This window comes from Mycobacterium sp. NGS63 (assembly GCF_059812295.1).
The window spans coordinates 185,572-199,170 of the sequence record NZ_JCALCJ010000006.1 but is presented as its reverse complement, the minus strand read 5'-3'; the positions used below and the strand labels follow the sequence as shown (position 1 = coordinate 199,170).

Below are 13,599 nucleotides of genomic sequence, written 5' to 3'. Positions count from 1 at the left end.
ACCGGCCGACCCGTCAGGCCGCGTGCGCTACAGCGACAGGTAGGTGCTCAGCTCGTAGGGCGTGACGTGGCTGCGGTAGTTCGCCCACTCCGCGCGCTTGTTGCGCAGGAAGAAGTCAAACACGTGCTCCCCCAACGTTTCCGCGACGAGCTCGGAGGCCTCCATGGCCTTGAGCGCGCTGTCCAGGCTGGTGGGCAGTTCGCGGTAGCCCATCGTGAGGCGTTCCTCGGGTGTGAGGTCCCAGACGTTGTCTTCGGCCTGCGGGCCCAGCACGTAGCCCTTCTCCACCCCGCGCAGCCCGGCGGCGAGGAGCACGGCGAACGTCAGGTACGGGTTGCACGCCGAGTCGGGGCTGCGCACCTCGATGCGCCGCGACGACGTCTTGTGCGGGGTGTACATCGGCACCCGCACCAACGCCGACCGGTTGGCCGCGCCCCACGACGCCGCCGTCGGCGCCTCGCCGCCCTGCACCAGCCGCTTGTAGGAGTTGACCCATTGGTTGGTGACGGCGCTGATCTCCGAGGCGTGCTCGAGGATCCCGGCGATGAACGACTTGCCCACATCGGAGAGCTGCAGCGGGTCGTCGGCGCTGTGGAAGGCGTTGACGTCGCCCTCGAACAGGCTCATGTGGGTGTGCATGGCCGAGCCGGGGTGCTCGGCGAACGGCTTGGGCATGAACGACGCCCGCGCGCCGTTCTCGATCGCGACCTCCTTGATGACGTACCGGAACGTCATCACGTTGTCGGCCATCGACAGCGCGTCGGCGAAGCGCAGGTCGATCTCCTGCTGGCCGGGCGCGCCCTCGTGATGGCTGAACTCGACCGAGATGCCCATGGATTCCAGCGATTCGATCGCGTGGCGGCGAAAGTTGGACGCCGAGTCGTGCACGGCCTGGTCGAAATAGCCGGCGCTGTCGACCGGCACGGGCCGCGACCCGTCGTCGGGACCGGGCTTGAGCAGAAAGAATTCGATCTCGGGGTGCACGTAGCAGGAGAAGCCGAGGTCGTTGGCCTTCTGCAGCTGGCGGCGCAGCACGTGCCGCGGGTCCGCCCACGACGGCGAGCCGTCGGGCATGGTGATGTCGCAGAACATCCGCGCGGAGTGGTGGTGGCCGTTGGGGGTGGCCCAGGGCAGCACCTGGAAGGTCGAGGGGTCCGGGTTGGCCACGGTGTCGGATTCCGAGACCCGGGCGAAGCCCTCGATCGACGATCCGTCGAAGCCGATGCCCTCCTCGAAGGCCCCTTCGAGCTCGGCCGGGGCGATGGCGACCGATTTGAGGTAGCCGAGCACGTCGGTGAACCACAGCCGAACGAAGTGGATGTCCCGCTCCTCGAGGGTGCGCAGGACGAATTCCTTCTGTCGATCCATGACCCGACACTAGGCAACGCCTGTTAAATCCGTGTTACCGACTCCCGGTCAGACGCGTTGCGCTCCGGCTCAGGAACGGCACCGCAGCGCGGGCGGCAGCGCCCCGGCGACGAAGTAGCGCACCACCGCGGTGTCCACGCACTGGTCGCCGTTGAACACCGCGGTGTGCTGGGTGCCGTCGTAGGTGATCAGCGGGGCGCCCAGCTGGCGGGCCAAGTTCACGCCGGCCTGGTACGGGGTGGCCGGGTCGTGCGTGGTGGAGACGACGACGGCCTTGCCCGGCGGGGCGGGCGGCGCGGCGTGCGGTTTCGACGTGGCGGGCACCGGCCACAACGCGCACAGGTCGCGGGGGGCGTGGCCGGTGAACGGGCCGTAGCTCAGGAACGGGGCCACCTGGCGCATCTTTTGGTCCGCGGCGACCCACGTCGCCGCATCCGTCGGCGTCGGCGCGTCGACGCATCGCACGGCGTTGAACGCGTCCTGGTCGTTGCCGTAGTGCCCGTTTTTATCACGGTCTTCGTAATCGTCGGCCAGCAACAGCAGGTCGTCGGCGCCGGTGCCGCGCGCCAGCCCGAGCAGGCCGCTGGTCAGGTACTTCCAGTGCGCCGGGGTGTAGAGCGCGTTGATGGTGCCGGTGGTCGCGTCGGCGTAGCTCAGCCCGCGCGGATCCGACGTGCGGCCCGGCCTGGTGACCAACGGGTCGACCAGGGCGTGGTAGCGGTTGACGAACTGCGCCGGGTCGGTGCCCAGCGGGCAGCCCGCCGAGCGGGCGCAGTCGGTGGCGTAGTCGTTGAAAGCCGTTTGGAATCCGGCCATTTGGTTGATGTTCTCGGTGACCGGGTCCACGGTCGGGTCGATGGCGCCGTCGAGCACCATCGAACGCACGTGGGGGCCGAACCCCTCGAGGTAGGCGGTGCCCAGCTCGGTGCCGTAGCTGTAGCCGAGGTAGTTGATCTGCTCGTCGCCCAGCGCCTGGCGGACCATGTCCATGTCGTGCGCGGCCGAGACGGTGCCGACGTTGGCCAAAAACCCGTTGCCCATCCGGGTGGCGCACTGCTGGGCCAGCTGCTGGTAGAGCTGCTCGATGTGGGCGACGCCGGCCGGGCTGTAGTCGACCATCGGCTCGCGCCGGAACGCGTCGAATTCGGCGTCGGTGCGGCACCGCACCTGCGGGGTCGAGTGGCCCACCCCGCGCGGATCGAACCCGACGAGGTCGAAGTTGCGGCCGATGTCGGTGTCTTCCAGGTCCGGTGCCATGCCGGCGACCATGTCCACCGCCGACGCGCCCGGCCCGCCCGGGTTGATGAACAGCGATCCCATCCTCCGCCCGCTCGCGGGCACCCGGATGACCGCCAGCTTGGCTTGCGCGCCAGCGGGATTGGCGTAGTCGACGGGCACGGACACGGTGGTGCACTGTGCGGTGGGGACGTCGCTGGTGTCGGTCAGGAACTGGTCGCAACCGCCCCAGTTCTGCGGCCGGGCCGCGGCGGCCGGCGGGGCCGGACTCGGGGTCTGGCCGGCGCCGGGCTCCGGCGTCGCGGCGGCGACGGGGGGTTGCGCGGTGATCAACAGCCCAAACGAAACCAGCGCCGAGCTCAACGATCTGCGGCGCGACATGGCTGTCAATGTTTGCAGCCGCGCATACCCGTGACAGCGCGAAATGGTCACGCCTTGGTCTCGGCCCGGCTCGCCGAGCGTGCAACCACGGCGAAAAAATCGGCGAAATCAGCCGAAATCTCGCCACCAGTGCACGCTCGGCGAAAGGGTTCGGCGAAAGGGTTCGGCGAAACGCCCCTAGCACTTGGCGCCGCTCGGCGGCGTGTCGCCGCCGATCAGGTACTCCGTCACGTAGTCGTCGATGCAGCTGTCGCCCTGGAAGACGACCGTGTGCTGGGTCCCGTCGAAGGTCAGCAGCGAACCGCGCAGCTCCTGCGCCAGGTCGACGCCGGCCTTGTACGGGGTCGCCGGGTCGTGCGTGGTCGACACCACCACCGTCGGCGCCAGGCCCGGCGCCGAGATCGGGTGCGGCTTGCTGGACGGCGGGACCGGCCAGAACGCGCAGGTGCCCAGCGGCGCGTCGCCGGTGAACTGCCCGTAGCTCATGAACGGCGCGATCTCGCGCGACCGGCGGTCTTCGTCGATCACCTTGGCGCGGTCCGTAATCGGCGGCTGGTCAACGCAATTGATCGCCACCCGCGCGTCGGTGGCGTTGGTGTAGTGGCCCTTCGGATCGCGGCGCATGTACATGTCGGCCAGCGCGAGCATGGTATCGCCGTGGTGGTCGACCATCTCGGACAGCCCGTCGGTCAGGTGGTGCCACAGCGACGGCGAATACAGCGCCATGATGGTGCCGACGATCGCGTCGCTGTAGCTCAGCCCGCGCGGATCCTTCGTGGGCATCGGCCGGCCGACCATCGTGTTGTTGGGGTCGACGAGAGGGTCGACCAGGCTGTGGTAGACGTCGACGGCCTTGGCCGGGTCGGTGCCCAGCGGACACGTCGGCTGCTTGGCGCAGTCCGCCGCGTAGTGATCGAACGCGTCCTGAAATCCCTTGGCCTGCCGCAGGTCCGCCTCAACCTGGTCGGCGTTGGGGTCGACCGCGCCGTCGAGGATCATCGCCCGCACCTTGGTCGGGTAGGCCTCCGCGTAGGCGGCGCCGATGCGGGTGCCGTACGAGTAGCCGAGGTAGGTCAGCTTGTCGTCGCCCAGCGCCGCGCGGATGGCGTCGAGGTCCCGCGCGACGTTGACCGTGCCCGCGTTCGCCAGGAAGTTCTTGCCCATCTTCGCCACGCAGCGGTCGACGAACTGCTTGGTCTCGTCCTCCATGTGGGCCACACCCGCGGGGCTGTAGTCGACGTTCGGCTCGGTGCGCAGGCGGTCGTTGTCGGCATCCGAGTTGCACCAGATGGCCGGGCGCGACGAGCCCACCCCGCGGGGGTCGAAGCCGACCAGGTCGAACCGGTCGCGGATGCGTTTGGGCAGGCTCTGCACGACGCTCAGCGCGGCGTCGATGCCCGACTCGCCGGGCCCGCCGGGGTTGATCACCAGCGAGCCGATCTTGTCGCCCGTCGCGGGAAAGCGAATCATCGCCAGCGCCGCCACCTCGCCGTTGTCGAGGTGGTCGTAGTCGACGGGCACCGCCAGCTTGGCGCACATCGCGCCGCCGGGGATCTTGGCCTTGGGGTTGGACGAGCGGCACGGGGTCCATTCGATCGCCTGCCCCAGCTTGGGCCCCTTCATGACGGCGCGTCCGTTGACGACGCGCAGGCAGCCGCCCACCAGCAGCGCCACGGCGGTGATCACGGTCCAGATCAGCAGCGTGCGCGCGAAAGTACCGCGGCGAGACGACCCCATGCCCACCTATGCTGCCAGAGCGATCCTGAGATTCTGATTAACGGGCTAACCGGCCGCCGCCAGCAGTTCCTCCATCGCCACCGGAAAGTCGTCGGCCATCGCCCACAGGTCCGGCAGCAACTCCGGGCACGAGATCAGCCCGACGTCCAACGTGCCGCACAGCGACATCACGGTGACGTTGAGCCCCGAGCCGTGGAAGATCGGCCCCAGCGGATACATGGCCTTGACCTCGCACCCCAGCAGGTACAGCGGCACCTGCGGGCCCGGCACGTTGGAGATCACCAGGTTGTGCACCGGCATGCTCGTGGTCAACCGCGTGCTGGCATACAGCCGCATCGCGACGCTGTACACCGCCGGCGCGGCGAACTGCGACCAGTCCTGCAGCAGCGACGCCCCGATGGCCGAACTATGTTCCTTGGCAACCGAATTCGCTTCGGCGATCGCCTTCAGCCGCTCCGCGGGATCGGCGACCTGGGTGTGCAGGGAAGAGAACATCGCCGAAACCTGGTTGCGGCCGGGGCGATCCGACTTGCCGTGCACCGACACCGGCACCGAGGCCACCAGCGACGCCTCGGGCAGCGCGTCGCGCTCGGCCAGGTATTGGCGAAGGACCCCCGAGACCAGGGCCATCACCACGTCGTTGACCTTGACCCCGAACCGGTTCTTCACCCGCTTGACGTCCTCGAGGTCCAGCTGCGCGTAGGCGATGTTGCGCCGGCCGGTGATCTTGGCGTTGAAGGCGGTCCGCGGCGCGGCGAACGGGCGCGCCATGGCCTGGCCCTCGAGCGCCTTGCGCACCGTCGCGACCGCCGAGGACACGGTCTGGGGCACCACGTTGGTCAGCTGCAGCGGCCGGGTGGCGAAGCGGAACAGGCCGCCCGCGGCGATCTGCCACCCGCTGGCGCCGCCGACGCCGGCCACCGGATCCGGTGCGGGCGCGTCGGCTTCGGTGGCGCACAGCTGCGACATCAGGTTGGCGCCGGTCACCCCGTCCACCCCGGCGTGGTGCACCTTGGTCATCACCGCCAGCCGCCCGTCGCGGCTGTCGGTCCCCGCCACCCCCTCGATGACCCACATCTCCCAGAGCGGCCGGCGACGGTCCAGCGGCAGCGAGGCGATGTGGCCGCAGATCTCCGACAGTTCGCTGCGCCCGCCCGGCGGAGGCAACCCGATGCGGTGCACGTGCCGGTCGACGTGGAAGGACTCGTCGTCCACCCACACCGGGTGGTCCAGGTTCAGCGGGTTGTCGGCGAGCTTTTCGCGGAACTGCGGCATCGCCCGCAGCCGCAGCGACAACGCGTCGCGCAACCGGTCGAACGTGTAGCCGCCCGGCATCGTCGACGTGTCCACCTCGATGATCGAGCAGACGTGCATCGGTTGTTCGGAGTTCTCCAGGTAGAGGAAGCTGGCGTCGAGTCCGCTGAGCCGCTGCATGGGCAAAATGCTATGTCTCGCGCCACACCGCGGTGCAATTGCGCAGAACAGATGGCAGAATGGCTCGAGTCAGACGAACCCGGGGACCCGCCAGGGCCACGAGGATCGACCCGACCACTACCAGGGACAATGATGTCTGAGCAGACTGTCTACGGTGCCAACCCGTCCAAGCCGACCAAGATTCGCACCCATCACCTACAGAAGATGAAGGCCGAGGGCCACAAGTGGGGCATGCTCACGGCCTACGACTATTCCACCGCCCGGATTTTCGACGAGGCCGGAATCCCGGTGCTGCTGGTCGGTGACTCGGCCGCCAACGTCGTGTACGGCTACGACACCACCGTGCCCGTCTCGATCGACGAACTCATCCCGCTGGTGCGCGGCGTGGTGCGGGGCGCCGAGCACGCGATGGTCGTCGCCGACCTGCCGTTCGGCAGCTACGAGGCGGGCCCGGCCGCCGCGCTGGCCGCCGCCACCCGGTTCATGAAGGAGGGCGGGGCGCACGCGGTCAAGCTCGAGGGCGGTGAGCGGGTCGCCGACCAGATCGCCTGCCTCACCGCGGCGGGCATCCCCGTCATGGCGCACATCGGCTTCACCCCGCAGAGCGTCAACAGCCTCGGCGGCTTCCGGGTGCAGGGCCGCGGCGACGCCGCCGAACAGACCGTGCACGACGCGATCGCCGTCGCCGAAGCCGGGGCGTTCTCCGTCGTGATGGAGATGGTGCCGGCCGAATTGGCCACCCAGATCACCGGCAAGCTCACCATCCCGACCATCGGGATCGGGGCCGGCCCCAGCTGCGACGCCCAGGTGCTGGTCTGGCAGGACATGGCCGGCCTGAGCGCCGGCAAGCCCGCCCGCTTCGTCAAGCGGTTCGCCGACGTGGGCGCCGAGTTGCGCCGGGCCGCAGTGCAATACGCCGAAGAGGTGGCCGGCGGCACCTTCCCCGCCGAGGAGCACTGCTTCTGATCGTTTGCTGAAAACCGTTGTGTGCCATGGTGGTACGATTGTTCCTGTAGACAATCGTGAATCGTGATCGGGGGTGGCTTCATGCACCCCGTGCGGCGCCGGACCGTCCTGAAGCTGCCGCTGCTCGTGGCGGGAGGCGCCGCGCTCGCACGGGCACCCCGAGCCGCCGCCGGGACCCCGGAGTCGAGCCGATGGTCACCCGAGCGCGCCAACCGGTGGTATCAAGCGCAGGGCTGGCTCGTCGGCGCGAACTACATCACGTCCAACGCCATCAACCAGCTGGAGATGTTCCAGCCCGAGACCTACGACCCCCGGCGCATCGACACCGAGCTGGGCTGGGCCCAACTGCATGGCTTCAACACGGTGCGGGTCTTTCTGCACGATCAGCTGTGGGTCGAGGATCCCCGCGGGTTCCACGACCGTCTGGGCCAGTTCGTCGACATCGCGGCGCGCCACGGCATCAAGCCGCTGTTCGTCTTCTTCGACTCGTGCTGGGACCCGTTCCCCCGCGCGGGCAGGCAGCGCGAACCGCGGCCCGGCGTGCACAACTCCGGCTGGGTGCAGAGCCCGGGCGCCGAGCGCCTCGGTGACCCCGCCTACACCCGCACCCTGCGCGGCTACGTCACCGCGGTGCTGACCCAATTCCGCGACGACGACCGCGTTTTGGGCTGGGACCTGTGGAACGAGCCCGACAACCCGTCGCACCACTACCGCTCGGTCGAGCGGCCCGACAAGCTCAACCTGGTCGCGGACCTGCTCCCGCAGGTGTTCGCGTGGGCGCGGTCCGTCGGCCCCCGCCAGCCCCTGACGAGCGGCGTGTGGGACGGCGACGGGGCGGATTCCGACCTGCGCGACACGATCAGCGGCATCCAGCTCGACAACTCCGACATCGTCACGTTCCACTCCTACGAAGAGCCCGCCGGCTTCGAGGACCGCATCGCCCAGCTGGAGCCGCACGGGCGGCCGATCCTGTGCACCGAGTACCTGGCCCGCACGCTGGGCAGCACCGTCGAGGGCATCCTGCCAATTGCCAAGGCGCATAACGTCGGTGCCCTCAACTGGGGGTTGGTCGCGGGCAAGACGCAGACGTACTTCCCGTGGGACTCGTGGGACCACCCCTACCCGAGGCCACCCGACGTGTGGTTCCACGACCTGCTGGGGCCCGACGGTCGCCCCTTCCGGGACAGCGAAACCCAGACGATCAGCCAGCTGACGGGCGTGGCGATGCACCTCAACCCGGCTCCTTAAGGGGGTGTGGCAGGCTATGCCTGTGAAGGCGCCGAAGACCTCCCGTCACCTGGAGGTGGAGCGCAAGTTCGACGTCCTGGAGTCGACGGTTTCACCGTCGTTCGAGGGCATCGCCGCGGTCAGTCACGTGGAGAACGCGCCGATCGAGTCGCTGGACGCGACCTATTACGACACCCCGGCGCAGGACCTGGCGCGCAACAAGATCACGCTGCGGCGCCGCACCGGCGGCCACGACGCGGGCTGGCACCTGAAGCTGCCGGCCGGGCCCGACGCGCGCACCGAGGTCCGCGCACCCCTGGACACCGCGAAGCACGGGGCGCAGGACAGCGTGCCCGACGAACTGCGCGACGTCGTGCTGGCGATCGTCCGCGACCGCCCGCTCGAACCCGTCGCGCGCATCAGCACCGACCGCGAAACGCAGGTGCTCTACGGCGCCGACGGGGCGGCGCTGGCGGAGTTCAGCAACGACCGCGTCACCGCGTGGGCCGCCGGGGACGCCGAGACCGAACAACAATGGCGCGAGTGGGAACTCGAGCTCAGCAACGGGACGGCCGACACCGAACTGCTGGGCCGGCTCAGCAATCGGCTGCTCGACGCCGGTGCGGCGCCCGCCGGGCACGCCTCCAAGCTGGCGCGCGTGCTCGGCGCGCAGGTTGCGCCCAACGGGACGCGCCCGCCCGACGACCCGGTACACCGCGCGGTGGCCGAGCAGGCCGCCGAGCTGTTGGGGTGGGACCGGGCCGTCCGCGCCGACGCCGACGACGCGGTGCACCAGATGCGGGTGACCATCCGCAAGATCCGCAGCCTGGTGGCCGAGGCCTCTTCCGGCGCACCCGAGACCGACTGGCTCCTCGACGAGCTGCGCGAGCTGGCCAACATACTCGGCGCGGCGCGCGACGCCGAGGTGCTCGCCGAGCGCTATCAGCAGGCGCTCGACGCGCTGCCGCCCGAGCTGGTGCGCGGCCGCATCCGCGAACGCCTCGTCGAGGGCGCGCGGCGCCGCTACCGGACCGGGCTGCGCCGGTCGTTGATCGCGATGCGCTCGCAGCGCTACCTTCGCCTGCTCGACGCGCTCGACGCGTGGGTGGCCGGCAGTTCCGTGTCGGGCGAGCAGGCCGCGCCGGTCACCATTCAGGCCGCCTACCGCAAGGTGCGCAAGGCCGTGCGGGCCGCCGCCCAGCTGGAACCGGATGCCGAGCACGAACGCGACGTGGCGCTGCACCGAATCCGCAAGCGCGCCAAGCGGCTTCGCTACACCGCGGCGGCCACCGGCGCGACGGCCGCGGCCGAGCAGGCCAAGGCCGTGCAGACGCTGCTCGGCGACCACCAGGACAGCGTGGTCAGCCGCGAACACCTGATCCACCAGGCCGACGCCGCGCGCGGCGCCGGCGAGGACACCTTCACCTACGGCCTGCTCTACCAGCAGGAGGCCGACCTGGCCGAGCGGTGCCGCCGCCAGCTCGACGACGCCCTGCGCCTGCTGGCGAAGGCTGTTCGCTGACTACTGGCGAGCAGACGCAAATTCGCACGTTCGGGGACCGAACAGTGCGAATTTGCGTCTGCTCGCGTGACCGGGGTCGGGTCGGGCGAGTTGGCGCTTCCATGACCGGCGATGCTAGAACTTCACCGCAAGGTCCTGGCGAGTCAACCTGCGAACGCCCCAGAAGTAGGTGACGAACGGCATGGTGCACCACAACAGGTTCAGGACAACGAACTTGACCCACATCTCGACGGGACTCGTCATACTGTGCAAGTTGTTCGCGATTTCTACGCCGAAGTAGACCGCCGGCAGCGTGACCTCCACAATCATCCCGCCCATGATGAAGGAGAGCTGAGTGCTGGTGAACCGCTTGCCATTCCGGAAGAACTGCACCATCGCATACGCCTCGAAAACTCCAATGAAGAAGGCGATCCACTCAAGGACGACGATCAGCGGGTCGCCGTTGAGGTAACGGGCGTCGCCTCCGAGCAGGATCGGCGACCACATGTATGTCCACAGCGCTCCGTGCTGGACGCCGTTCCTGATCTGATCGAAGAACAACAGCCACGGTAGTTCCCAGATGAATCGTGGGATCAGGGCGATGAAGACCCACACGATGACCATCGCGCTCAATCGCTCCGACTTGGTCCAGTCACGCTGGCCTGGAAGTGGAAGCCACGGCAGCGCGAGTGCGGCCACGAAGCAGCCCACGACGAAGGCGACCAGCGTGGTGGACGCGGCGACGTGGGACACCCCGGCGTGAAATTCGAGGTACCAGAACACGATGTGGATGCCGAAGAAGAACGCCAAGACGCCCAACAACGATTTCTGCAGTGACGAGAGTCCGCGACTGGCCGGTGAAATCTGCTCGTTGTCGGTGGCGTTGAGTGTGTCGGTCATGATCCGGGCCTTCGGCGAACGGCTATCCGCATGACCGAAGCATGGCACACGCCATGAGCATGGCACACGCCATGTTTTCGTGGCAAGGGTGCTGACTTAGGGTGTCGTGGATGAGGCGACACAACGCGCAGGGGGGATTGCGGAGATGACGGGGCACAGACGCACCGCCCCCCGTCGTCCGGTGACCGGGCGACAGGAGCGGGGGGACCGGACCCGCGACCTACTCATCGACGAGACGGTTCGGTGCATTCGCGAGGAAGGCTTCTCGGCGGCTAGTGCTCGTCACATCATTGAGCGCGCCGGGGTGAGTTGGGGTGTCATCCAGCACCACTTCGGAGACCGCGATGGGCTGCTGACTGCGGTGATCGAAGATGCCGTCGACCGTCTCGTCGCATCACTTGCGGTGTTGGCCGATCCCACGCAATTCACGGACACAGAGGAGTTGGTACGGGCGACGTGGGAGGCATTAGCGAACCCGAAAGCTATGGCAGGGTTGGAGATTCTCATCGCATCCAAGGAGTTGCGAATCGGGCTTGATAAGCGGCACCTGAAACGTCTCGGCGCGGCCCTTGCGGCCCTGCTTGCCCGTTTGAATACCGGCGCCGATCGTGAACACGCCGTCGCGTTAGGCATGCTGCTGTGGACGACACCAGTCGCGATGATGATCGCCGAGATGTTCGCCACGCCCCCTCTGGCCACCGAGGACGCCCAGAAAGCGGTTGCCGATCTGATCAACGCGCATCGCTGACCGGATCTCACCGCCACCTCTACCTCTCGATCTAGCGCGCTCCTCTGGCTCGGGCTCTGGGTCTGCTTATAGCTCAGCGGATTCGGCGAATCCGCGCTTTGTCCACTCTGCTGCGACCTGCGGCGGGACGTCAGCGAGATCACCCGGCAGCCATCTGTGGCCGGACTCTGACGGGGCCGGACGCGGGACGCGATCGACTCGGCGCACGCGCTGGTCAACTGGCTGGGGCGGGCGAGTTGGCCTGTAAGCCGGATTCTGTTCCCCGCCGCCGCGGCATAAGCAACGGCGGCGGAGCGGCGACCATCCATCTGGACACACCGTTGCCGGGTGCCTCGAGCGGCCTACCCGCAGGCTCGGGCGAGCAACCCTCGAGCGCCTGCGCGGCCGCACCGGGTGCGGCCTTCTTGGCCTTGCTTCGGGTGGGGTTTGCCTAGCCACTCCGGTCACCCAGAATGCTGGTGCGCTCTTACCGCACCGTTTCACCCTTACCACCGCGAGGGTGGCGGTTTGTTTTCTGTGGCACTTTCCCGCGAGTCACCTCGGATTGCCGTTAACAATCACCCTGCTCTGTGAAGTCCGGACTTTCCTCGAACCGCCTCGCGACGGTCCGCGGCCGCCCGGCCAACTCGTCCGCGACGGTCCACGGTACCCGCCGCGCTAGCTGCTGACCAGCGGCATTTGGCTCTCCAGCAATTAACTAATCATTGCTAAATAAACATGTTGGTGCGACGCTGACCGCATGACAGAAACGGAAGGCTTTGTCGACCAGGCGATGATGGGGCTCGCCGAGCCGCAGCCGATGTACAAGGCGCTGCGCGAAACCACCCCTGTGTTCCGGTCGCCGCAGGCCGTGGTGCTCAGCCGCCTGGCCGACATCGAGATGGCGCTCAAGCACACCGAGCTGTTCTCATCGAACATGGACGCCGTCGACCTCGGCAACGTGCGTCCCCTAATCCCGTTGCAGATCGACCCGCCCGAGCACGCGAAGTACCGCCGCATCCTCGACCCGCTGTTCACCCCGCGCGAGATGGCCCGGCGCGAACCCCGCGTCGCCGAACTGGTCAACGAGATGATCGACCGGTTCGCCGGCCGCGGCGAATGCGACTTCCACGAGGAGTTCGCCGTGCCGCTGCCCTGCACCGTCTTCTTGCAGCTGCTCGGGCTGCCGCTGGAGGACCTCGACCAGTTCCTGGTCTGGAAGGACGGGGTGATCCGCCCCGAGGGCGACTCCGGCTACGACCGCCGCCACGAGTCCTCCGCGGGTGTGGCGCAACAGATCTACGACTACTTCGACCGCGCCATCGACGACCACATCGCCACCCCGCGCGACGACGTGCTGTCCGCCATGATCGCGGCGACCATCGAGGGCCAACCGTTGTCGCGCGAGGAGCTGCTCGACATCTGCTTCCTGTTCCTCATCGCCGGACTGGACACGGTCACCGACTCGCTGGACTGCTTCTTCGTCTACCTGGCGCGCCATCCCGAACACCGGCACCAGCTCATCGAGCAGCCCGACATCCTGCCCGGCGCCATCGAGGAGTTGTTGCGCTGGGAGACGCCGGTGCCCGGCGTGGCCCGCGTCTGCCTGCAGGACACCGAGGTGGGTGGCTGCCCGATCAGCAAGGGCGAACGCGTCAGCCCGCTGCTCGGCGCGGCCAACACCGATCCCGCCGAGTTCCCCGACCCCGACCTGGTGGACTTCGCCCGCAGCCCCAACCGGCACCGCGCGTTCGGCGGCGGGCCGCACCGCTGCCTCGGGTCCCACCTCGCCCGCATGGAGCTGCGGGTCGCGCTGCGCGAATTCCATCGGCGCATACCGGATTACGAGATCAAGCCCGGCACCCAGCTGACCTACACCGCGGCGCTGCGGTCGGTGGAGTCGCTGCCGCTGGTGTTCCCGGTGTCATGACGCGCGTGGCTGTCGACGCTGAGCGCTGCACCGGGCACGGCCGCTGCTACACGCTGGCGCCCGGCGTCTACGACGCCGACGAGGTGGGTCACTGCGTGGTGCTCGTCGAGGACGTCTCGGGCGAACTCGAGGCGCAGGCCGTCATCGGCGAACAGAACTGCCCCGAAGGCGCAATCACCCTGTCCCGCTGAG

At 68.4% G+C, this 13,599-nt stretch carries 11 protein-coding genes and 1 other RNA gene; 6 read left to right on the top strand and 6 right to left on the bottom strand.

What is annotated here, in order from left to right; genetic code table 11:
* Positions 1–27: 27 nt before the first annotated feature.
* From glnA to AC5Y4Z_RS17305, 4 genes are all read right to left on the bottom strand, one after another.
* A complete protein-coding gene (gene glnA, locus AC5Y4Z_RS17320) occupies positions 28–1,368 on the bottom strand; it encodes a type I glutamate--ammonia ligase (protein WP_499965683.1) in 1,341 nt (446 codons plus the stop codon).
* Between the two features lie 69 nt (positions 1,369–1,437).
* Complete coding sequence (locus AC5Y4Z_RS17315) at positions 1,438–2,994, bottom strand: alpha/beta hydrolase (RefSeq protein WP_499965682.1); 1,557 nt, start codon at positions 2,992–2,994, stop codon at positions 1,438–1,440.
* 168 nt (positions 2,995–3,162) lie between these two features.
* Positions 3,163–4,728: an alpha/beta hydrolase gene (locus AC5Y4Z_RS17310; RefSeq protein ID WP_499965680.1), complete on the bottom strand. Its 1,566-nt coding sequence runs from the start codon at positions 4,726–4,728 to the stop codon at positions 3,163–3,165.
* Positions 4,729–4,767: 39 nt separating this feature from the next.
* Positions 4,768–6,156, bottom strand: a complete 1,389-nt coding sequence (locus tag AC5Y4Z_RS17305) for a WS/DGAT/MGAT family O-acyltransferase (RefSeq protein ID WP_499965679.1) — start codon at positions 6,154–6,156, stop codon at positions 4,768–4,770.
* 132 nt (positions 6,157–6,288) lie between these two features.
* Here AC5Y4Z_RS17305 and panB point away from each other — a divergent pair, with 132 nt between their 5' ends.
* The 3 genes from panB (at position 6,289) to AC5Y4Z_RS17290 (ending at position 9,871) form a co-directional block, all read left to right on the top strand.
* Positions 6,289–7,122 carry a 3-methyl-2-oxobutanoate hydroxymethyltransferase gene (gene panB, locus AC5Y4Z_RS17300; RefSeq protein ID WP_499965678.1) on the top strand — a complete coding sequence of 278 codons (834 nt, stop codon included), beginning with the start codon at positions 6,289–6,291 and terminating at the stop codon, positions 7,120–7,122.
* Positions 7,123–7,212: 90 nt separating this feature from the next.
* Complete coding sequence (locus AC5Y4Z_RS17295) at positions 7,213–8,370, top strand: cellulase family glycosylhydrolase (RefSeq protein ID WP_499965957.1); 1,158 nt, start codon at positions 7,213–7,215, stop codon at positions 8,368–8,370.
* Positions 8,371–8,386: 16 nt separating this feature from the next.
* Positions 8,387–9,871 (top strand): CYTH and CHAD domain-containing protein, encoded by a 1,485-nt coding sequence (locus tag AC5Y4Z_RS17290; RefSeq protein WP_499965677.1) that lies wholly within the window; start codon positions 8,387–8,389, stop codon positions 9,869–9,871.
* A 114-nt stretch (positions 9,872–9,985) separates the two neighbouring features.
* On the opposite strand, the gene AC5Y4Z_RS17285 is transcribed toward AC5Y4Z_RS17290, so the two are convergent.
* The gene (locus AC5Y4Z_RS17285; protein WP_499965676.1) at positions 9,986–10,750 is read right to left on the bottom strand and encodes a hypothetical protein; all 765 of its coding nucleotides are present in this window, start codon (positions 10,748–10,750) and stop codon (positions 9,986–9,988) included.
* 181 nt (positions 10,751–10,931) lie between these two features.
* Between AC5Y4Z_RS17285 and AC5Y4Z_RS17280 the strand changes: the two genes are divergently transcribed.
* Positions 10,932–11,498: a TetR/AcrR family transcriptional regulator gene (locus AC5Y4Z_RS17280; RefSeq protein ID WP_499965675.1), complete on the top strand. Its 567-nt coding sequence runs from the start codon at positions 10,932–10,934 to the stop codon at positions 11,496–11,498.
* A gap of 228 nt (positions 11,499–11,726) precedes the next feature.
* Here the strand turns inward: AC5Y4Z_RS17280 and rnpB are convergent.
* Positions 11,727–12,127, bottom strand: an RNA gene (rnpB, locus tag AC5Y4Z_RS17275) — RNase P RNA component class A.
* Positions 12,128–12,237: 110 nt separating this feature from the next.
* On the opposite strand from rnpB, the gene AC5Y4Z_RS17270 reads away from it, so the two are divergent.
* Together AC5Y4Z_RS17270 and AC5Y4Z_RS17265 are read left to right on the top strand one after the other, a co-directional pair.
* Entirely contained in the window at positions 12,238–13,407 is a 1,170-nt protein-coding gene (locus tag AC5Y4Z_RS17270) for a cytochrome P450 (RefSeq protein ID WP_499965674.1), read from the top strand.
* On the top strand, positions 13,404–13,598 hold the full coding sequence (locus AC5Y4Z_RS17265) for a ferredoxin (protein WP_499965673.1): 195 nt from the start codon (positions 13,404–13,406) through the stop codon (positions 13,596–13,598). The genes AC5Y4Z_RS17270 and AC5Y4Z_RS17265 overlap by 4 nt, the downstream gene beginning before the upstream one ends.
* Position 13,599: the final 1 nt, after the last annotated feature.